Raw genomic sequence first — 20364 nt, forward strand, 5'->3', positions numbered from 1 at the left:
AGCGTGCTTAAACCAGTTTCATAATTGGCTGGCCTGTCATTTCAGCCGGCTGCTCCATGCCCATCAAATGCAACATAGTCGGAGCAACATCACTTAATACCCCGTTTTGTTTCGCAACTTTGGCATTGCGGCCATAATAAATAAATGGCACGGGCTCGCTGGTGTGCGCTGTGTGCGCCTGACCTGTTTGTGGGTTAACCATTTGCTCAGCATTACCATGGTCAGCCGTTATTAAGCATTCGCCGCCAACTTCAGCCAAGGCTTCTATCACTCGGCCAATCGCTGTATCCACTGCTTCACAGGCTTTAACCGCCGCATCAAATACACCAGTGTGGCCAACCATGTCACCATTCGGATAATTACAAATAATGGCATCAAACTTTTGTGATTTGATTGCTTCAACTAACTTGTCAGTTAATAAAACCGAGTTCATTTCTGGCTGTTCATCGTAAGTAGCTACTTGAGGTGAAGGTATTAAAATACGTTCTTCGCCATTAAATTCATCTTCTCGACCACCGCTATAAAAAAACGTGACATGCGCATATTTTTCAGTTTCTGAAATACGCAACTGAGTTTTATTATGCTTTTCTAACCACTCGCCCATTACATTGACTAAATCTTCTGGTGGATACGCACAGCTGGCTTTAATATCAGCAGCATATTGGGTTAGCATGACAAAGTCGGATAATTTTGGTGTGACTGCACGCTCAAAACCGTCAAAATCTGTGTCAACAAAAGCGCGGGTGATTTCGCGCGCGCGGTCAGCACGGAAGTTCATAAAAATAACCGCATCGCCGTCTTCAACTTTAGCCACTTGACCATCCGCATCAACAACCGCTGTCGCTTTTACAAATTCATCATTTTCATCGCGCTCGTAAGCGGCTTGCAAACCAGCCACGGCTGAGTTAGCGGTAAATTCAGCTTTGCCTTGAGTCAACAAATCATAACAAGCTTGCACACGATCCCAACGCTTATCACGATCCATTGCATAATAGCGACCAATTAAACTTGCCACTCTCCCTTTGCCTGTTTTTGCCAATGTTTCGTCCAGCTCAGCTAAGGGGGCTTCGGCGCTACGCGGCGCTGTATCGCGCCCATCCGTAAATGCATGCACAAAAATTTGCTCAGCACCTTTTTCTGCCGCCATTTCAATCATAGCTTTAATATGATCTGAATGCGCATGCACACCACCTGGTGATGCCAGTCCCATGATATGTACGGCTTTTCCAGCAGCAACCGCACTATCCACAGCATTGCTTAACGCAGCGTTCTGGCTAAATGTTTTGTCTTCAATATCTTTAGTAATACGGGTAAAGTCTTGATAAACAATACGACCTGCGCCTAAGTTAACATGGCCTACTTCACTGTTACCCATTTGGCCATTTGGTAAACCTACATCTAAACCTGAGCCTGAAATCAGAGTGCTTGGATAGTCTTTCCATAAGCGGTCTAAATTGGGTGTATTGGCGGCAAGAATGGCATTGTTTTCTGGATTTTCGCTGTATCCCCAACCATCCATAATAATTAAAACTAACGGTTTTTTAGTGGCTGTCATAATCTTTACCTGTTATTTGCTTCCGGTTAAGCTGATTTTACCCGAGTTCAACGGACAAATCAGTGAAATTCCGATTAAAAGATTGAATCTTGGTTATTTCTTTTATACTAAGCATTTGAATGTGGCTTTCAAGTCTGCTTATTCTCGCAAAATCTCTCAGATTATGTATATAATCTGCGCCAGATAATTTATTGATTAGGTTCACAATGCAGGAATATATTAATTTTTTTATAGCTCACCCTATCATGAGCGGTGCTTGGGTCGTACTTTTTATCGCTGTCATTTATTCGTTTGTACAGGCAAAAATTTCGCCTTTTACACGCATAAATCCGCAACAACTGACCCAATTGGTTAACCGAGAAGACGCGTTATTAGTAGATACTCGTCCAGCTGCGGACTTTAATAAAGGGCATATTGCTGGTGCAATTAACCTAACGCATGAGCAAGCCATTAGCGGTAAAAACGCTAAACTTGAAAATCATAAAAGTGCGCCCATTATTATATTATGTGCCTCTGGAATGACGGCTGGCAAAACAGCAGGTCAGTTAGCTTCTGCGGGTTTCGAAAACGTCAATATACTCAGCGGCGGCATGAGCGCTTGGACTGGAGCAAACCTGCCTGTCGTAAAAGGATAATATTTTATGGCTAAAGTAACCATGTATAGCAAACAATGGTGCCCTTTTTGTATGCGCGCTAAGCAGTTGTTAAAAGATAAACAGGTTGATTTTGACGAAATCGATATTGGCAAACACCCTGAACTGCGCGATCAAATGATCCAATTAAGCCAACGCACCACTGTGCCACAAGTTTTTATCAACGAGCATCATGTCGGAGGCTGGGACGACTTGGCAGCCGCAAACGCCTCAGGCGAATTAGATAAATTGCTCAACACATAACTAAAAAATAGGTATTATAATGTCTGAAGAAAATACGCAGAACCCAGCAGAAAACGCTGCCGATGCACAAGCACCACAATTTGCAATTCAACGCATTTATGCAAAAAATATTTCGTTTGAAACGCCTAATTCACCCGAAGTTTTCACAGCTCAATGGAAACCAGATGTGCAATTAGATATAGACACCAAGAGCCGTGAATTAGAAAAAGACGTTTATGAAATTGTTTTATCTGTCACTGTAACCGCTAAAGTAGGCGAAAAAACAGCCTTTTTAGTTGAAGTAGAACAAGCAGGTATTTTTGCAATTGCTAATTTACCTCCGCAGCAAATGGCTCATACAGTTGGCTCAATGGCGCCAGGTATTTTATTCCCCTATGCTCGTGAAGCCGTTTCTAACTTAGTAAACCGAGGTACTTTCCCAGCGTTAAACCTTGCGCCAGTTAACTTTGATGCATTATTTGCTAGCTATATGCAGCAAGTTGCACAGAAAGAAGCTGAAGCTCAAGGTGGCGAACAGAAGTTAGACTCATAATGTCCTCTCCGATTGATATTTGTGTTTTAGGTGCCGGCTCTTACGGCACTGCTCTGGCTATCGCAATTGCCCGCAACGGCTACAACGTCTGTTTATGGGGACGTGATGCCGAACAAATTAAACAAATTGATGAGCATCGCGAAAACGCCCGTTACCTGCCAGGTATTAAGCTACCACCAAGTTTGACGGTTAGCTCTGACCTACAACACACAGTCAGTGTCGCCGACAAGATTTTAATTGTTGTACCTAGCCATGCGTTTTCGCAAACGTTAGCCACCATTAAACCTTGGTTACAAAGCAATGCCAGCATTGCTTGGGCAACTAAAGGTCTAGAGCCAGAATCTGGTCGTTTATTGCAAGACGTTGCTTATGATTGTTTGCAAGACAAACATCCACTCGCCGTGATCAGCGGACCGACCTTTGCAAAGGAGCTAGCTGCCGGTTTACCAACAGCCATTTCCGTCTCTTCTAAAGACGCCGATTTTATCCAGTCGTTATCCACGCTGATGCATTGTGAACGATCATTACGTGTTTATAAAAACAATGATTTTATCGGTGTACAAATGGGTGGCGCGGTCAAAAATGTGATCGCGATAGGTGCAGGTATGGCCGACGGCATAGGTTTTGGCGCCAATGCAAGAACCGCTTTAATCACTCGTGGTTTAACCGAGTTAATGCGCCTTGGGGCCGCTTTAGGTGCAAAAACCGAAACCTTCATGGGCATGGCTGGATTAGGCGATTTAGTGTTAACCTGCACCGATAACCAATCACGTAACCGTCGTTTTGGTTTGGCGTTAGGGCAAGGTAAATCAGTTGAGCAAGCGATGGAAGGCATAGGCCAGGTGGTTGAGGGTTATCGCAATACCAAAGAAGTTTATATGTTGGCGCAAGCAAACAATGTTGAGATGCCAATTGTTAGCGAAATTTATCAGGTATTATACCAAGGTAAATCGCCAGCCAGTGCTGCCTCTGCACTGCTCGCCCGCGAGCAAAAGTTTGAATAAATCTTTAGCCAAAAAATGACAACTAAAAGTCCGATGATCTCTCAGCATCGGATTTTTTATTCTTATTGCTCAAACCCCATCGGCTTGTATTGTTCTAAAACCCTTTTTTACCGCACAGGTCGTTTTGTGCTGACGGGTGAGAAAACTGCCCATTATTAAGAAACGAGAGTACTTGGCGTTCAACCGTATCATTCATCATCATAAAGGTATGTGTTACAGGTAATTTTACAAAACTACACATGCCCTCCACTTTGGTATTTTTCACGGTCACTTTTCCATCATCTTGCTCTGGTAAAATAGTCGATAAAATTGGATTAATCGTTCGGGTGCCAGCAATTACTCCCAGTTCAAAATCAACTTTGCCAAGTTGATTAACCAAACTTTGCTCATCTGTACCTAATTGTTGGCCTGCAGGGCCATTTATCCATTCGAATATCTCTAAACTTTTTAGCTCATCGACCACTTCACTCCCTTTATTCGGTGGGCCCAACATAACCACTCGAGCTAGATCTTCGATTGTTTTTTTTGCCAAAAAATACCTGACTAAAATCCCCCCCATCGAATGTGTGACAAAGTTTATGTTTCGAGCATTTTTTAATCTGCACTGAGCAATGCCTTCGTTAATGGCAATGCCAGCCAAATTTTCTACTCTAGCCTGGCGTGACGGGTAATCAATATTCGCCACTGAATAACCAGCCTGTTCTAGTCCTTTTTGTAGCTGCTGCATTGAATCAGCCCCTCGTGCCAAACCATGCAATAAAATAACACAGTCTTTTGCGCGCAAAGATGTACTAACAATTAATAAAAACAAACATAAGCAAATACCTTTAGTCGGAACGATCGCCATATCCTTATCTCACAAGTTTAACTACGCATCTGCAGTCTCTAAATACACTCAAGGTTAGCTAATGACGCGACTAACCATTTGCTACCTTCAAAATCAAAATTGACTTGGACCCGACAACCTTTGCCGCTACCTTCAATATCTAATACAGTGCCTTCACCAAATTTATGATGTAACACTCTTTGTCCTAACTGATATGCAGGACTTTCATCTGCCATATCTATCGGCATGCTATGAGTATTGCGGCTAACACCATAGGGTCGACTCACCTGATTATTCAGTCGTACTTCATCCAAACACTGGGTCGGTATTTCGCGCAAAAAACGGCTCGGCGCATGATATTGTTCTTTGCCATAAATCCGGCGTGTTTCCGCATGGGTTAAATATAACTTTTGCATCGCCCTTGTCATACCGACATAACATAAGCGACGTTCTTCTTCCATCCGGCCGGATTCCTCGCTGGTTTGCAAGCTTGGAAACATCCCCTCTTCAACACCCACCATAAACACCAGCGGAAACTCCAGCCCTTTGGCGCTGTGTAGTGTCATTAGCTGAACAGAATCCTGATCTCGCTCAGCTTGGTTCTCGCCCGCTTCAAGTGCAGCGTGTGATAAAAAGGCGTTTAATTCTGTGAGTTCGTTTTGCGTATTTTCAAACACCTTACAAGCAGACACTAATTCTTCTAAGTTTTCGACCCGCGCTTGCGCCTTTTCACTTTTATCATTTTGATACATGGTATAAAGGCCAGACTTTTTTATCACCTGCTCTGCCTGTTTGTATAAAACAAGTGGTTCTATCAGCTCGTCCATGTCTTTTATTAATGCGATAAAGCTGGCAATCGCTGACGCTGCACGGCCAGCTAATAAGCGCTCGTTTATTAATGACTCCGCAGCCTGCCACAGGGTTATATTGTGTTGCTGAGCATACTGGCGTACTTGGCTCAACGACTTATCACCAATCCCCCTAGTTGGCGTATTCACGATTCGTTCAAAAGCCGCATCATCTTGGCGGTTATTAATTAAACGTAAATATGCCAAAGCATCTTTTATTTCTTGTCGTTCAAAAAAGCGCAATCCGCCATAAATTCGATACGGGATATTTTCGCTGATTAAAACTTCTTCTAATACCCTCGACTGAGCATTACTTCGATATAAGATGGCACTATCCGCCAATGCATTGCCTTTTTCAAACCAGTCTTTTATACGGCTAACAACAAATCTTGCTTCATCAATTTCATTAAAAGCGCTATAAACCGAGATAACCTCACCATCATTCGCTTCTGTCCACAAGTTTTTACCTAACCGCTCACTGTTATTTGAAATCACCGCATTTGCTGCTTTTAGAATATTGCCGGTTGAACGATAGTTTTGCTCTAAACGTATGGTATGGGCGTCTGGAAAATCGTCCAAAAACTTTTGAATATTTTCAACTCTCGCACCTCGCCAGCCATAGATTGATTGATCGTCGTCCCCCACAATACTGATAAAATTATCACCTTCGGCAAGCATTTTTAGCCAAGCGTACTGAATGGCATTGGTATCTTGAAACTCATCAACCAAAATATGTTTAAATCTTTGCTGATAATGAGCCAGTATATGCGGTTTTTTTAACCATAACTCATGCGCACGCAACAAAAGCTCAGCAAAATCCACCAACCCCGAACGATCGCAAGTTTCTTGATACGCTTGATAAATTTTAACCCAGACGGCTTCGTGTTGATTGCCCCAGGTTTCTATATGTTGCGGCCTTAAACCTTCATCCTTTTTGCCATTGATATACCACATTGCCTGTTTTGGTGGCCATTTTTTATCATCTAAATCCAATGCCCGCACGATCCGCTTCAGCAACCTTAATTGATCGTCAGCATCTAAAATCTGAAAGCCTTCGGGTAAACCAGCGTCGGCGTGATGTAAACGTAATAATCGATGAGCCATGCCATGAAAAGTGCCTATCCACATGCTTTGCACTGAGGTTTTTAAAATATCTTCTACCCGGCTGCGCATTTCGGCAGCAGCTTTGTTGGTAAAAGTAACAGCTAAAATCGAATGAGATGAAATATGCTCTACCCGTATTAACCAAGCAATTCGCTGTACCAGTACTCGGGTTTTACCACTACCGGCACCAGCTAACAGCAGCATAGATTGCTGAGGGGCAGCAACGGCTTCTCTTTGTTTGTCATTTAAACCATCTATTAGACTAATTTCATCCATTAGCTTAGCTCACTCGTAAAAGTAAAAATAAACAGTTATTGTACTGTATAAATGCACATGACCCAAATTTAACTTGTAATACCACTCGATTCGCCTGCTATGATAGAGATCAAAGATATACAGGGAGCCAAAAGTTATGCTTGATACCGCAAAACAATTTGTATTGCGATTTTTCGAAAAATCTAAACAGGACGAGTTGACAATGACAGCCGGTCACTTGGCATTTGTGACATTGCTAAGTTTTGTACCTTTTGTCACCGTAATCTTAAGTACACTGAGTACTTTCAGCTTTTTTGACGAAGCTCAAAGAATGTTAGAGTCTTTTATCTTTGATCAGTTTGTGCCAAATGCCGGCACAGAGATCCGTGAACACCTACAACACTTTATGCAAAATATTGGCAAAATGACAGGCTTAAGTGCGCTGGCTTTGGTTGTTATAGCGCTGAGTTTGTTAAAAAACATTGATAAAGAACTCAACCGCATTTTTGTGACTAAAAAGGTCAAACCTCTCTGGCAGGATATATTAATCTACTTAATTGTCATTTTATTAGGCCCAGCTCTGATCGGTTTAAGTTTAATCGCGACCAGTGCGCTACTGGCAATGTCTTGGTTACAAGAGGTCGCCAGTTGGTTTCCAGATAAGTCATTTAATGCGCTCATCCCTATGTTATTTTCATTTTTCTATTTTTTACTCTTGTACCGCATTGTTCCAGCCAAACCACCAAGCAGCCAAGTTGCAGTCATTGGCGCTGTGATCACTGCATTATTATTTGAAGCCTGCAAATATTTATTTAGTTGGTATATTCGCGCGTTCCCAACTTATCAAGTGATATACGGCTCATTAGCCGCTATCCCTATCTTCTTTTTATGGGTTTATTTTAACTGGATGGTGGTTTTATTAGGCGCTGAACTAACCTGTGTATTAGATGAATTTAAAAATCCAAATAAAAAGGATGATAAAAATGCTGTATCCACAGATAAAAACCAACTATAACGATTTTATTAAAACCGAGGACGGTCATAAGATTTATTATGAAGAGTCTGGAAATGCCAATGGCTACCCAGTGATATATTGCCATGGCGGCCCTGGGGGTGGCAGCAGCCCTTTTGTACGACGATTATTTGATCCTGAGTATTACCGAATCATTCAGTTTGATCAAAGAGGCTGCGGACTGAGTGAGCCCTTTATGAGTTTGCATAACAATACCACAGCACATTTAATAAACGATATAGAGCTTTTAAGAAAACAGTTATCCATCTCTAAAATGCTGCTGGCGGGTGGCAGTTGGGGAACCACCTTAGCATTGCTTTATGGGCAACAGTATCCTCAGCATGTCGCTGCTTTTTTATTACGCGGAATTTTTTTAGCCCGTCAGCAAGACTTATTCTGGCTTTACTCAAGTCATGGGGCAGCGCGTTTATTTAGCGATTATTATCGCGATTTTAACCCTCATCCTTGTGATGACCCTGAGCAACTCATTAACACTTATTATCGCCGTCTGACCAGTGATAATGAGCTCGATAAATTATCAGCCGCCCGCAACTGGTGTCAGTGGGAAAGCCGAATTTCTGTCCTGCACGCCGATCATACCAAGATTGAAGAAGACCTAAATCCTCATCATGCCCTAGCGATGGCTCTGCTTGAAAGTCATTATTTTAGCCATAGTTCGTTTATAAAAGAAAACCAAATTATTGCAAATATCGACAAAATAAAGGATATTCCAGCCACTATTATCCATGGCCGCTATGATAGCGTTTGCGATTTTTCACAAGCCGATCTGCTCAATCAAAGCTGGCCTGCAAGTGCCCTAATATGTGTGGGTAGTGCTGGCCATTCATTAAAAGAAAAAGCCATCAGTGAGGCCTTTTGCAAAGCAAGCAATAGTATGGCGGTATTTTTAAAAGGACAAAAGTCAAAATTATGAAAGCCCTGTTACAAAGAGTTTCGCAGGCTAGCGTGAGTGTCGACGGCCAATTGATTTCTGCGATTGAACATGGCCTACTGGTGTTTTTAGCCGTAGAAAAAGACGATACTCAAGCACGTAGCAAACGCATGGCAGAGCGTGTTGCTGGCTATCGCATCTTTGCTGATGCTGACGGTAAAACAAACTTAAGTGTTAAAGATATTCAAGGCGAGGTTTTGGTCGTCTCACAGTTTACGTTAGCGGCCGACACCCGCAAAGGCATGCGGCCCAGTTTTTCAAATGCAGCACCTCCACAACTTGCAAAGCAGCTGTACCTGGATTTTTGCCAAACCTTACAAGCGGCTTCACTGACTGTTAAACAGGGTCAGTTTCAAGCCGACATGCAAGTAGCGCTAATCAATGATGGCCCCATGACATTCAGCTTAGAAAGCTGAACTGTCAAGCTAACTCTACTCGATTGCGGCCATTCGCTTTAGCTTTATAAAGCGCATTGTCCATTTTTTGCAACCAGTCGTTTTGTGTTTGATTAGGTGCCAGTTCAGCCACACCTAAACTTGCTGTCATATTTTTACCACCCTCAAAGGTATGGTGTGCTATGGTTTGGCAAAAATTATTCGCGATTTTTTCAGCCGAGGCAATATCGCAGTCTGCCAATAAAATTAAATATTCTTCACCGCCCCAGCGACAAATTACATCACTGTCTCGCATTTCGGCACGCAGCACATCCGCCACCTCGCGAATTAAACGATCGCCGACCAAGTGCCCATGTTGATCATTCACTTGTTTAAACCAGTCAATATCTAAAATAATGCCAGACAGAGCACTTTGTTTACGTTTTTTAAGCGCCACATAACGCTCAAAAATTAAGTCAAAACTATGTCGGTTGAGCGCACCTGATAATTTATCTGTTGTGGCCATTATTTCTAACCGCTTTTGATAACCAGACAAGGTAAACCAACTTAGGATAAGAACAATGACACTGACCACAACACCTAAACTAATATTAAGTGCCAATGATTGATACAACACTTGTTTTTGCATTACATCCCGTTCTTCAATCACTAAAAACCAATCAAACTCAGGGATATAGCGTAAATTAACATAAACTTTATGATTCCCTTCAGAGTAGTCTAAACCTTTGCTTGCCGCTAATTGCTCCAGGCTCGGATCTTTTTGCAAAATTTTTAGAGTTTCGTTAGAAACATCGTAATCAAAGAGTTGGCCACGTAATGTCAATTCTCCAGAGCGGTCGACAAAATACACTTGTCTATGATATTTGCTACTGTAACTGTCAATTAAGGCTTCTACCTCACTTAAGGATAAACCAACCCCGGTCGCGCCAATAAAATTTTGCTGATAATCAAATACTTTATAATTAATAAAAACTGAAATTTCACTCGGATTAGCGGTGTCATGATCAACATTAATTTCATAAGTATCATCCATTTGTGCGACTCTAAAATACCACTCGTTAATGGCTTTACCTTTTTCCACTGTCGCTAAAACACCTGAGCTATGATAATAACGGCGAGTTTTTTCAGAAACAAAAAATGCAGTTTCAGACTGATATCTGTCCTGCACGCCCTTTAAATATTTAACTAACGCGCTTGCATCCACTTCACCATCTAACACCCAATCACGCAAAAAAGTATCTTGCGCCATCATTGATGAAATAAAGATTGGACTTAATAAATCGCGTTGAATTTCAGAATAAATATTATCGCTGGAAAGTGGCAGGGTATCATCCCGAATATGTGATGATACTGAATTGTAAGCTGTATAATAGCTGGCCAAACTATTCACGATAAACCCAGCTAAAATTAACAAGGTCACTATGGATATAAACTTAGCGCGATAGCCCCGCGTTGCTGAGTTGTTCATTTACGCTAATAACTCAGTTAACCACGTCGATATCTGCTCAATTTGTTGAGGGCATACGTTATGCTGCATTGCATAATCATGCCAAGTGACAGTAAAACCTGCGCTCTGCATTTTTTCAGCCGCTGCTTTACCCAATTCAAAAGGGACAACATTATCAGCTCGACCATGCATTGCCATAACAGGAGTATTCAAAACATTTTTATTAAGTGGCTTAACAGGCTCTGGCGTTGCAGAATAACAAGATAAAGCTAACAAACCAGCACATGGCTCTTGAATAAGATGCGCTAGATGATACGTCATTACACCACCTTGTGAAAAACCCGCTATCACTAAATCCTGATACGTTAATTGATATTCTGCTAATTGTGTTTCTATCAACTGTATCAACGAACTCGCTGACTCACTAACGCCAGCCATATCCACCCGTGAAGCAAAATCTATGTTTTTAATATCGTACCAAGCAGGCATGCTTAAACCATTATTGATAGTGACCGCTCGCTGTGGCGCATGCGGAAAAACAAAACGCACACCTAATGTGCTGCTCAGTTTAAGCTGGGGAACAATCGGTGCAAAACCGTGCCCCGAGTCACCCAAGCCATGCATCCAAACAACCAGTTTTTTAACATCCCCTGCTGGGTTAACATCAATATATTCAAGTGGCTTTGCCATGCTCTGCCTCGGTATCCCTGTTATTTAAAGTTAATCAGTTGACCAGCCTGTTTACTCGCGGCTTGCTCAATAAAATGCCAAAACTCATCGCCAAAACGTTCGTCAATCCATTTGCCATCAACATAATTAAAATGATGACCATTAAACTTAGTGGCAACCCAGAGCTGTAACAAAGGCTCTTGTTTATTAATAATAATTTTACTGCCGTCTGCAAATTCTATATCTAATTTGCCGCCAGAGTTTTCGTAATCCAAGTCTAAATCTTCTTCTAGACTTTCTAATTTTTCTTCTATTTGTAATAAAATATCGTCAACGTACTGATGAAATTGGGTTTCGGTTAACTCACTTGTTACTTTCACTTGATTTTCCTCCCATGAGTGCGATCATATTGCGCATTGTTCGACAGTATAAGGCTTGTGATGAGATTTAAAACGATTTATTTAAGCATTTTGTTATCTGCGCTGTTAGCAGGTTGTGGTCAAAAAGGGCCATTGTACCTTCCAGAGCAACCAACGCAGCCATCACAGCAGCCCACAGATAAACCAACATAGGCGGATTCATCCTTGGACTATTTTACATATCAAAACAACAGCCTGCATGCCGAAAGCACACCTGTAACTAAAATTGCGGAGCAGTTTAACACACCTTGTTACATCTATTCCAAAAACGCAATTGAAACTCAATGGAAAGCATTTGATGAGGCCGCAGGCGAGCACCCGCATCTTATCTGTTATGCCGTTAAAGCGAATTCAAACATAGGTGTATTAAGCGTTTTAGCTCGCTTAGGATCGGGTTTTGACATTGTTTCAGGCGGCGAACTCGCCCGTGTTATCGAAGCGGGCGGTGAACCAGGAAAAGTTGTATTTTCCGGCGTTGGCAAAACTGAAGCCGAAATTGAATATGCGTTAGAAGCTGGAATCTATTGCTTTAATGTTGAGTCAGAGCCAGAATTAAAACGAATTAATAAAGTTGCGGCTGAATTGAATAAAAAAGCCCCTATATCAATTCGTGTTAACCCAGATGTTGATGCCAAAACGCATCCGTATATCTCCACTGGTTTAAAAGCCAATAAGTTTGGTATTGCTAAAGAGCGTGCCATTGAAGTGTACAAAGAAGCCAACGCATTAAGCCACCTTGAAGTAAAAGGTATCGACTGTCATATCGGCTCTCAGTTAACCGAAACTCAGCCTTTTGTTGACGCATTAGATAAAGTGTTAAACTTAATTGATGAACTCAGCGCAGCAGGTATTCAAGTAAGCCATTTAGATGTTGGAGGGGGGTTAGGTGTTAAATACGACAATGAAACGCCACCAGCACCACAAGAGTATGTGTCAGAGCTATTAGCTAAACTTAATAACCGCCGCGAGCTAAAAGTCTTGTTTGAACCGGGGCGAGCCATCATGGCCAACGCCGGTATTTTATTAACTCAGGTTGAATTTATCAAACAGGGTGAAGATAAAAACTTTGCGATTGTTGATGCAGCTATGAACGATTTAATTCGTCCTTCGCTCTATCAAGCTTGGCAAAATATCATTCCGGTGGCACAAAATAGCCAGTCTGCTTTAGCCAACTACGATATCGTTGGCCCAATTTGTGAAACGGGCGACTTTTTAGGGAAAGACCGCCAATTGGCTATTTCTGAAGGTGATTTATTAGCGGTTTGCAGCAGTGGCGCGTATGGTTTCACCATGAGCTCTAACTATAACTCACGCGTCCGCGCTGCCGAGGTGATGGTCGACGGCGAACAAGTGTTTTTAGTGCGCGAGCGCGAGCAGCTGACCGACTTATGGAAAGGCGAACACAGATTCCCAGGATAACCTAAACTTCACATAAGCGTCATGAAAATGACATTTACACTTGCTTAAAGTTTAAACATTCAGTAGGCTAACCCTAAGTGACGTCACTTTTAGGGGTTAGCCATGCCAAAAACTAAAAAAGATAAAGAAAAAAAACAAAATAAAAAAAATACCTCATTACGGTTAGATGGCGACACTTTGCAGGCTCTTAAAGATAAAGCGGCGTCAGAAAATACTTCAGTGCAAAAAGTTCTGGAGCAATTGGTAACAGCCTACCTTCACAATAAAATTAAAATGGATTAATGTTTTATGCGCTGGCTAATAAAAACCGACTCAGTCATTCATTTTCTGCAAGAAACGCTTCAAAAATCAGCTAAACTTAGTGCCTTTAGGGCTGATTTAAACTCAGAAGAAAGCCATCAAATTAGCTTTTTTGATGACTTTGAAGACCATATATTCAAACAAAAAGCCTGTTTGATTAAACAAGATGATAGCTTCTATTGGATAAGCCCAGAGCAAACACACCACTTGTTGCCGCAACTCCCTAAATTTGCTCACCATATAGAGGATGAAGATATCGCTGAGCAACTAAATAAAGTGGTAGGTGCGCGCAAATTAGGATTACAAAAAAATATATTAGTGACTCGCCAACAGTGGGTTTTACGTGATAACGAAGGTAAAGTTATTTTAAGGCTCACCGCCACCTGCGACAGCCAACATTGTTTGTTAACTGCCACTGCATTGCGTGGTTACGAAAAACAAGCACGCAGTTTCGCCAAACAAATGCCAACCGATAATGAGATCACTGAAATAGCACCCGATTATCATTTGTTATTGGCACACTCTGGTTTTACACCCACCACATATAGCTTGTCGCTTAAATTTAATCTGACTGCTGATATGCCGCCTGAACAAGCAGTACATCAATATGCCTATACCTATTTTAATTTAGCTCGAGAGAATGAAGCCGGTATTTTAGCGCATAATGACGATATCGAATTTTTACATGACTACCGCGTTGCCATTCGTAAAATTCGAGGTCTAATAAGTTTATTTAAAAAGCAACTGCCAAAAACATTAATATCTGAGTTGCAACAAGAGCTCGCTTTTTTAGCTAAAAAAACCAACGAACTACGCGATCTTGATGTTTATCTGCATAACAAAAAGAGCTTTTTTAACCGATTAGACACTAATCACCAAAAAGGATTAGAGCAACTTTTTAGTGCGTTTGAAGCGCGTCAGCGGGGCTGCCGCCGTGAACTAAAAAGCTGGTTAAGCAGCCAAAACTATCAGCAAAAAGTTGATCACATATATCATTTAATCAGCTGTTTATTGCAAATTGACAGCCAACAGAGTATTCAACCCTGCTTGCAAAAACTATTACGTAAAAACTATAAAAAAGTCCTTGCTACCGGTCAATCTATTCATGCCAAGAGCCCTGATGAAGAAGTTCATGAGTTACGTTTAAGCTGTAAAAAACTGCGCTATTTAACTGAATATATGCAGCAACTGCCAGCCGCTCAAGCTGCCAGTCAGATACAGAAAAAACTAAAAAAATTGCAAAATTCATTGGGTGATTTTAACGATAACTCAGTACAACAAAACAAGTTAAGACAATTTGCCGAAAATGCGCCCGCGACCGCTGCGCAAGCGGCCATCATGTTAGCCGAAACATATGCGAGCGAGCAAAAATCAGTTCGCAAAAAAATACAGAAACAATTTGCCGAGTTCGCCAAAGCCGATACTCAACAACTGGTTAAACAACTTAGCCAGGCATAATCATTAAGGAGCTCACGTGAAAACACTTGCTTGTTATAGTATGAAAGGCGGTGTCGGAAAAACCGCTACTGCCGTTAATATTGCCTGGTTTGCAGCACGCGCAGGCTACAAAACCTTGTTAATTGACTTAGATCCGCAGGGTGCTTCATCTTTCTACTTTCGTGTTAAAAGCAAAAAAAAACCATGGGATGAAAAGTTTTTTCAGGATCATGAGTACTTGCTTAAACATATCAAAGAAGCCGATTACGAAAACCTTGATGTACTGCCGGCACATTTTTCATTTCGCAACTTTGATATCAACCTTAGCGACATTAGTAAACCAGAAAAAGGATTAAAAAAGGTTCTAAAAGGTTTTAAATCTAGTTATGACCTCATCATATTAGATTGCCCGCCAACCATAAGTAACTTATCTGAGGCTGTGTTTTATACCAGTGATCTTGTATTAGTACCTGTTATTCCAACCACCCTATCAGAGCGTACTCTAGATCAGCTGTACCAGTATTTTGACGAATATAAATTAAACACAGATAAAATCACCCCGTTTTTTTCTATGGTGCAAAAACAAAAACATATGCATGCCGACAGCATAACCCGTTTAAAAGAGCGCTACAGCAGCTTTATTGATGTAACAATTCCGTTTGCGGCCGACCTAGAAAAAATGGGTGAACATCGCCAACCATTAGGTGAATTTGCCAGTGGTAAACCAGTTTTCACCCATGTACAGTCATTGTGGCAAGCGGTTCGTGAACGTTTATAAACGGCATTAAACTTGAATTATACCGCTAGCGAGCTAATATACTGGTAATTTTAACAGTATATTAGCGCCTATGTCTTTAAGCCGACTCGCCAGCCAGCCTTTAACTTCATTAAAAGGGGTTGGCCCTAAAATTGCCGAAAAGCTAAAACGACTCAATCTTTTTTCAGTTGAAGACCTGCTATTTCATTTGCCGCTACGGTATGAAGATCGCACCCGGATAACCGCAATTACCGACCTTCAACCTGATAGCCACGCCACAATCTGCGCCGAAGTTGTGCATGCCAATATAGTGATCCTAAAAAAACGTCTATTAACAGTGAGAGTCAGCGACGGCAGCGGCCAACTGACAATGAAATTTTTTGCTTTTTCCGCGGCCCAAAAAAAACAATTCCATGAGGGCCTTAAACTCACTATTTATGGCGAAGTAAAACGCGGTCGTGATGGCCTAGAAATGATCCATCCGGATTATCACAGCCAGCAAAATAAACCACTAGATGATACTTTTACGCCCGTTTATCCAACAACAGAAGGACTAAAACAATCAAGTTTACGCCAGCTAACCGAACAAGCATTGAACAAATTGGCAGCGAGCGAAATAGAAGAATTATTACCGGCACATTTAACACCAGGTTGCCTTAGTTTGCCACAAGCGTTGCAAATCTTGCACAGACCACCATCCGAAGTTTTATTAACCGAGCTTGAAGCTGGCAGACATCCAGCTCAACAGCGCTTGGCACTAGAAGAGTTAGTCGCTCACAACCTAAGCATGCAGAAAATCCGCGCGGCTGTACAAGCTCACCAAGCCTACGCCATGCAACCCGACAAAGAGCTGGTTTTACAATTTTTAAAAAGCCTTAGTTTTCAGCCCACTCAAGCACAACTCAGAGTGAGCAGTGAAATCAAACAAGATATGCTTAATAGCTACCCTATGATGCGCTTGGTGCAAGGTGATGTTGGCTCAGGCAAAACGCTCGTTGCAGCGCTGGCCGCCTTGACTGCACTTGGCAATGGACATCAGGTTGCGCTCATGGCGCCCACTGAAATTCTGGCCGAGCAGCATGCAGTTAATTTTGCCAACTGGTTTACACCACTTGGGATAAAAGTAGACTGGCTGGTGGGCCGCTTAACCAGCAAACAAAAACGAGAAGCCAGCGAGCGCATTGCCAGCGGTGAAAGCCAGATGGTCATAGGCACCCATGCTCTTTTTCAGGCCTCCGTCGAATTTAAATCTCTGGCCCTGATCATAATTGACGAACAGCATAGGTTTGGTGTTCATCAAAGGCTTAGTTTACGTGAAAAAGGCCAACAACAAGATATTTTTCCGCATCAGCTCATTATGACAGCCACCCCCATCCCGCGTACCTTGGCGATGACAGCTTATGCCGATTTAAACACCTCAATCATTGATGAGTTACCGCCAGGGCGTACCCAAGTACAAACGCTCGTAGTACCAGATAGCCGCCGCGAGGAAGTGATTCAGCGTGTTGCCGATGCCTGTCACAAAGATAAACGTCAGGCCTATTGGGTTTGCACTTTAATAGAAGAATCTGAAGCCTTGCAATGCCAGGCGGCTGAAGAGACCGCCAGCCAATTACAGAATCAGCTACCTCAATTAAGCATAGGTTTAGTTCATGGCCGTATGCGAGCGGCAGAAAAACAACAGGTAATGGATGCATTTAAAAATAATCAAATAGATTTATTAGTTGCCACCACAGTCATAGAGGTTGGTGTAGATGTTCCAAATGCCAGTTTGATGATTATTGAAAACCCTGAACGTTTAGGGTTGGCTCAGTTGCACCAATTGCGTGGTCGTGTCGGTCGGGGCAGTGTCGCAAGCCACTGCCTATTAATGTATAAAACCCCTTTGTCTGATATCGGCCATAAACGTCTGGGCGTGATGCGAGAAAGCACCGATGGTTTTTATATTGCACAAAAAGATTTAGAGATCCGCGGTCCCGGTGAGCTATTAGGCACTCGGCAAACCGGTGATATGGCATTTAAAATTGCCGACTTAATGCGTGATCAAAAGCTTATTGAGCCGGCTCGCGAGTGCGCCAATGCGCTATTACAAAATGCACCAGCGCAGGCGGATAAAATAATTCACCGCTGGACCAGCCATAACGAAGACTACAGTCAGGCATAGAAGGTTTGACCCTAATACAAAGGCAAGGATAGAATAGTATTCAGGGTGGCTGAAAAACAGTCAAAAAACAAGGAGAGATAAAAATGTCAACCACAGGCAAGCGCGCACGTACAGACGAAGCTAAAAACCAGAAGCGAGAACGCATTTTACAAGCGGCCTCAGACTTATTTGATCAAAATCCAGACGCATTGCCTACATCATCTGAGATTGCTCAGCACTCTGGTGTTGCTAAAGGCACAGTATATTTATATTTTAAAAGCAAAGAAGAAATCTTTTTAGCCATGCTAAAGCGTCATTATCAAGCTTGGTTTAACGATATCAATGAAGCGCTGCAGGATGATAAACCTAACATAGAACAATGGATTAATGCCCTTTGCCACTATATAGAACAACAACCACAATTTTTTTCATTAGCCAGTTTAAGCACCTCCATCATTGAAAAAAATGTCGCAGCAGAACGACTGACCGAATTTAGGCAAGCACTGTCTGAAATGCTTAACCAATGTGCAAAAATACTTGCCACAAAAATCAACCAAGACAACCCTGTTAATTGTGCCCAGCTATTAATGCGCAGTTATGCCTTACTGCTAGGTATTTGGCAAATCAGTCATCCAGCCGAACCCAAAACGCAAAATTTTAGCCTGATCCAACCTGATTTTAAACAAGAGTCACGGCAGGCGTTAGAACAACTATGGCGGGGTTATATTGACGATAAAAGCGAGCGCAGCGGTTCTAGATTCTGGGGACTTAGCAATATTTTTGCAAAAACTGACTGACGCAGTGCATCAGCTTGATTAAAATAGTGCTTTTGTAATTAGCACAATTAACGAGTTTTTATGAGCGATAAAAATCAACCTTTATATAAAATTCAGTTCATCAACAATGGCGAGCAGTACGAAGTTTATGTAAAAAGCCTATCAACTAGCAGCTTATTTGGTTTTATAGAAATTGGTGACTTCGTATGGAACACCCATAGCAGCCTGGTATTAGATACCAGCGAAGAAAAACTAAAGTCTGAGTTTGAAAATGTTGAACGAACCTATTTGCCAATGCACAATGTGCTTAGGATCGATCAGGTACAAAAACAAGGCACGGCTAAAATAACCAGCTTGTCAGACAAGGTTACGCAGCTAAACCGTCCCGTTTATACACCGAGCCCTAAAAAGTAGACTTATTTTGCGAATTTTACATACTTCAGACTGGCATTTGGGACAAAACTTTTATAACCGCAACCGTAGTGCCGAACATCAGGCATTGATAGACTGGCTAATAAAAACGGTACGTGATCAGCAAATAGATCTAGTATTAGTTGCGGGCGACATCTTTGATACGGGCGCACCTGCAAGTTACGCCCGCAAAATGCTAAACCAGTTTGTTGTTCAACTCAGTCAGCTAAATTGTCAGCTAATTTTATTAGCAGGCAACCATGACTCTGTCGCTGTGTTAAACGAGTGCCAGTCGTTATATGCGGCGCTAAATTGCCGTTTAGTCACCACAGCGCAAGCAAGCGCTATTCAAGAACAGATTTTCACGTTACAAAACGCCCAAGGCGAGCCTGCGGCTGTCTTTTGTGCCGTCCCGTTTTTACGGCCAAGAGATATTTTATCTGCAAGCGAAAGCAGCCATCAGGATCTGCAACACGCCATAAGTCGTCATTATCAAGCTTTATTTGAGCGAGCACAGGCCCTCAGCCAGCAAGTTGGAATAGCGTCTTTGCCTATCATCGGCAGTGGCCACTTAACTTTATTAAACTCTAAAAAAACCAACTCTGTTCGAGATATTTATATCGGCAGCTTAGAAGCCTTGCCTGCGTCTGTTTTACCCGATTTTGACTATTTGGCACTTGGCCATATCCATCAACCACAAGCAATCGGCCCAACGGGCAAAATACGCTATTCAGGCTCACCGTTAGCGATGAGTTTTGATGAAAAAAGCAGTGAAAAATCTGTGGTTATATACGACACTTTAGCAGCAGATCCTATTCATTTATTAGCAGTGCCTGAATTTCAACCTCTTAAACAAATCTGCTGTAGTTTACAGCAGTTACCGGCAGAGCTCGCCGCATTACCTGCACATAAGCTGCCCTATTGGTTAGACATTGAAATCTCAGCCACCGACTATCATGCAAAAGTACAACAGCAGGTGCATGAAATTGCGGCCGATTATCCGGTTGAAGTACTGCTGGTTCGGCGTGCCCGCAAAGCCGCTCAACTAGATCCCGCTTTTATCCAAACCAGCTCGTTAACCGAATTAAAAGTCACCGATGTGTTTAATCAACGGCTCACAGAAATCGAGCTGGATTCTGAGCAAAGTCGAGCTTTGCAAACTCGGTTTTTACAATGCCTAGAACAAGTGAATAAAGAACCACTTTAG

Annotated in this window: 22 protein-coding genes; 16 read left to right on the plus strand and 6 right to left on the minus strand. The window is 42.1% G+C overall.

What is annotated here, in order from left to right; translation table 11 throughout:
* Positions 1-7: 7 nt before the first annotated feature.
* Positions 8-1555, minus strand: coding sequence for a 2,3-bisphosphoglycerate-independent phosphoglycerate mutase (gpmM, locus tag C727_RS0101450; RefSeq protein ID WP_017443841.1), 1548 nt, complete (start codon positions 1553-1555; stop codon positions 8-10).
* A 206-nt stretch (positions 1556-1761) separates the two neighbouring features.
* Here gpmM and C727_RS0101455 point away from each other — a divergent pair, with 206 nt between their 5' ends.
* The 4 genes from C727_RS0101455 to gpsA are packed head-to-tail and all read left to right on the plus strand — an operon-like array spanning position 1762 to position 3987.
* Positions 1762-2190, plus strand: a complete 429-nt coding sequence (locus tag C727_RS0101455) for a rhodanese-like domain-containing protein (RefSeq protein WP_017443842.1) — start codon at positions 1762-1764, stop codon at positions 2188-2190.
* A gap of 6 nt (positions 2191-2196) precedes the next feature.
* Positions 2197-2451, plus strand: coding sequence for a glutaredoxin 3 (grxC, locus tag C727_RS0101460; protein ID WP_017443843.1), 255 nt, complete (start codon positions 2197-2199; stop codon positions 2449-2451).
* Positions 2452-2470: 19 nt separating this feature from the next.
* Positions 2471-2983 (plus strand): protein-export chaperone SecB, encoded by a 513-nt coding sequence (gene secB / locus C727_RS0101465; protein ID WP_017443844.1) that lies wholly within the window; start codon positions 2471-2473, stop codon positions 2981-2983.
* Positions 2980-3987 (plus strand): NAD(P)H-dependent glycerol-3-phosphate dehydrogenase, encoded by a 1008-nt coding sequence (gene gpsA, locus C727_RS0101470; protein ID WP_420196311.1) that lies wholly within the window; start codon positions 2980-2982, stop codon positions 3985-3987. The genes secB and gpsA overlap by 4 nt, the downstream gene beginning before the upstream one ends.
* Before the next feature lie 94 nt (positions 3988-4081).
* Here the strand turns inward: gpsA and C727_RS0101475 are convergent, their stop codons facing one another.
* Complete coding sequence (locus tag C727_RS0101475; protein WP_017443846.1) at positions 4082-4834, minus strand: lipase family protein; 753 nt, start codon at positions 4832-4834, stop codon at positions 4082-4084.
* 38 nt (positions 4835-4872) lie between these two features.
* Complete coding sequence (gene uvrD / locus C727_RS0101480) at positions 4873-7041, minus strand: DNA helicase II (protein ID WP_017443847.1); 2169 nt, start codon at positions 7039-7041, stop codon at positions 4873-4875.
* 136 nt (positions 7042-7177) lie between these two features.
* Between uvrD and C727_RS0101485 the strand changes: the two genes are divergently transcribed.
* From C727_RS0101485 to dtd, 3 genes are read left to right on the plus strand one after another with little or no spacing between them, the layout of a single operon-like run.
* Entirely contained in the window at positions 7178-8035 is an 858-nt protein-coding gene (locus tag C727_RS0101485; RefSeq protein ID WP_017443848.1) for a YihY family inner membrane protein, read from the plus strand.
* On the plus strand, positions 8004-8966 hold the full coding sequence (pip, locus tag C727_RS0101490; RefSeq protein WP_017443849.1) for a prolyl aminopeptidase: 963 nt from the start codon (positions 8004-8006) through the stop codon (positions 8964-8966). Before C727_RS0101485 ends, pip begins: the two co-directional genes overlap by 32 nt.
* Complete coding sequence (gene dtd / locus C727_RS0101495; protein ID WP_017443850.1) at positions 8963-9400, plus strand: D-aminoacyl-tRNA deacylase; 438 nt, start codon at positions 8963-8965, stop codon at positions 9398-9400. Before pip ends, dtd begins: the two co-directional genes overlap by 4 nt.
* Before the next feature lie 4 nt (positions 9401-9404).
* Here dtd and C727_RS0101500 read toward each other — a convergent pair whose 3' ends face one another.
* Genes C727_RS0101500 through cyaY form a run of 3 tightly spaced genes read right to left on the minus strand, consistent with a single transcriptional unit; the run spans position 9405 to position 11875 of the window.
* Entirely contained in the window at positions 9405-10847 is a 1443-nt protein-coding gene (locus C727_RS0101500; protein ID WP_017443851.1) for a sensor domain-containing diguanylate cyclase, read from the minus strand.
* The gene (locus tag C727_RS0101505; RefSeq protein ID WP_017443852.1) at positions 10848-11516 is read right to left on the minus strand and encodes an alpha/beta hydrolase; all 669 of its coding nucleotides are present in this window, start codon (positions 11514-11516) and stop codon (positions 10848-10850) included.
* A 20-nt stretch (positions 11517-11536) separates the two neighbouring features.
* Positions 11537-11875: an iron donor protein CyaY gene (cyaY, locus tag C727_RS0101510; protein WP_017443853.1), complete on the minus strand. Its 339-nt coding sequence runs from the start codon at positions 11873-11875 to the stop codon at positions 11537-11539.
* 60 nt (positions 11876-11935) lie between these two features.
* Here cyaY and lptM point away from each other — a divergent pair, with 60 nt between their 5' ends.
* From lptM to sbcD, 9 genes are all read left to right on the plus strand, one after another.
* The gene (lptM, locus tag C727_RS19250) at positions 11936-12067 is read left to right on the plus strand and encodes an LPS translocon maturation chaperone LptM (protein ID WP_017443854.1); all 132 of its coding nucleotides are present in this window, start codon (positions 11936-11938) and stop codon (positions 12065-12067) included.
* Positions 12068-12079: 12 nt separating this feature from the next.
* Positions 12080-13333, plus strand: a complete 1254-nt coding sequence (gene lysA, locus C727_RS0101520; protein WP_017443855.1) for a diaminopimelate decarboxylase — start codon at positions 12080-12082, stop codon at positions 13331-13333.
* A 102-nt stretch (positions 13334-13435) separates the two neighbouring features.
* On the plus strand, positions 13436-13615 hold the full coding sequence (locus tag C727_RS17780; RefSeq protein WP_017443856.1) for a hypothetical protein: 180 nt from the start codon (positions 13436-13438) through the stop codon (positions 13613-13615).
* A gap of 6 nt (positions 13616-13621) precedes the next feature.
* A complete protein-coding gene (locus C727_RS0101530) occupies positions 13622-15091 on the plus strand; it encodes a CHAD domain-containing protein (protein ID WP_017443857.1) in 1470 nt (489 codons plus the stop codon).
* A gap of 16 nt (positions 15092-15107) precedes the next feature.
* Positions 15108-15848 carry a ParA family protein gene (locus tag C727_RS0101535; RefSeq protein ID WP_026052500.1) on the plus strand — a complete coding sequence of 247 codons (741 nt, stop codon included), beginning with the start codon at positions 15108-15110 and terminating at the stop codon, positions 15846-15848.
* A gap of 70 nt (positions 15849-15918) precedes the next feature.
* A complete protein-coding gene (recG, locus tag C727_RS0101540) occupies positions 15919-17991 on the plus strand; it encodes an ATP-dependent DNA helicase RecG (protein ID WP_017443859.1) in 2073 nt (690 codons plus the stop codon).
* A gap of 83 nt (positions 17992-18074) precedes the next feature.
* Positions 18075-18767, plus strand: a complete 693-nt coding sequence (locus C727_RS0101545; protein WP_017443860.1) for a TetR/AcrR family transcriptional regulator — start codon at positions 18075-18077, stop codon at positions 18765-18767.
* Positions 18768-18827: 60 nt separating this feature from the next.
* Positions 18828-19160 (plus strand): DUF1820 family protein, encoded by a 333-nt coding sequence (locus C727_RS0101550; protein ID WP_017443861.1) that lies wholly within the window; start codon positions 18828-18830, stop codon positions 19158-19160.
* A gap of 7 nt (positions 19161-19167) precedes the next feature.
* The gene (sbcD, locus tag C727_RS0101555; protein WP_017443862.1) at positions 19168-20364 is read left to right on the plus strand and encodes an exonuclease subunit SbcD; all 1197 of its coding nucleotides are present in this window, start codon (positions 19168-19170) and stop codon (positions 20362-20364) included.

Source organism: Gayadomonas joobiniege G7 (assembly GCF_000300815.1).
In the GTDB taxonomy this organism is placed as follows: Bacteria; Pseudomonadota; Gammaproteobacteria; order Enterobacterales; family Alteromonadaceae; genus Catenovulum; species Catenovulum joobiniege.

Bases quoted from the DNA above. Each gene is read 5' to 3' on its own strand.
- secB (WP_017443844.1), top strand. From the start codon at position 2,471: ATGTCTGAAGAAAATACGCAGAACCCAGCAGAAAACGCTGCCGATGCA.
- recG (WP_017443859.1), top strand. From the start codon at position 15,919: ATGTCTTTAAGCCGACTCGCCAGCCAGCCTTTAACTTCATTAAAAGGG.
- C727_RS0101455 (WP_017443842.1), top strand. From the start codon at position 1,762: ATGCAGGAATATATTAATTTTTTTATAGCTCACCCTATCATGAGCGGT.
- C727_RS0101550 (WP_017443861.1), top strand. From the start codon at position 18,828: ATGAGCGATAAAAATCAACCTTTATATAAAATTCAGTTCATCAACAAT.
- C727_RS0101545 (WP_017443860.1), top strand. From the start codon at position 18,075: ATGTCAACCACAGGCAAGCGCGCACGTACAGACGAAGCTAAAAACCAG.
- C727_RS0101530 (WP_017443857.1), top strand. From the start codon at position 13,622: ATGCGCTGGCTAATAAAAACCGACTCAGTCATTCATTTTCTGCAAGAA.
- gpmM (WP_017443841.1), bottom strand. From the start codon at position 1,555: ATGACAGCCACTAAAAAACCGTTAGTTTTAATTATTATGGATGGTTGG.
- C727_RS0101505 (WP_017443852.1), bottom strand. From the start codon at position 11,516: ATGGCAAAGCCACTTGAATATATTGATGTTAACCCAGCAGGGGATGTT.
- C727_RS0101500 (WP_017443851.1), bottom strand. From the start codon at position 10,847: ATGAACAACTCAGCAACGCGGGGCTATCGCGCTAAGTTTATATCCATA.
- lptM (WP_017443854.1), top strand. From the start codon at position 11,936: ATGAGATTTAAAACGATTTATTTAAGCATTTTGTTATCTGCGCTGTTA.
- dtd (WP_017443850.1), top strand. From the start codon at position 8,963: ATGAAAGCCCTGTTACAAAGAGTTTCGCAGGCTAGCGTGAGTGTCGAC.
- C727_RS17780 (WP_017443856.1), top strand. From the start codon at position 13,436: ATGCCAAAAACTAAAAAAGATAAAGAAAAAAAACAAAATAAAAAAAAT.
- C727_RS0101485 (WP_017443848.1), top strand. From the start codon at position 7,178: ATGCTTGATACCGCAAAACAATTTGTATTGCGATTTTTCGAAAAATCT.
- grxC (WP_017443843.1), top strand. From the start codon at position 2,197: ATGGCTAAAGTAACCATGTATAGCAAACAATGGTGCCCTTTTTGTATG.
- uvrD (WP_017443847.1), bottom strand. From the start codon at position 7,041: ATGGATGAAATTAGTCTAATAGATGGTTTAAATGACAAACAAAGAGAA.
- C727_RS0101475 (WP_017443846.1), bottom strand. From the start codon at position 4,834: ATGGCGATCGTTCCGACTAAAGGTATTTGCTTATGTTTGTTTTTATTA.
- pip (WP_017443849.1), top strand. From the start codon at position 8,004: ATGCTGTATCCACAGATAAAAACCAACTATAACGATTTTATTAAAACC.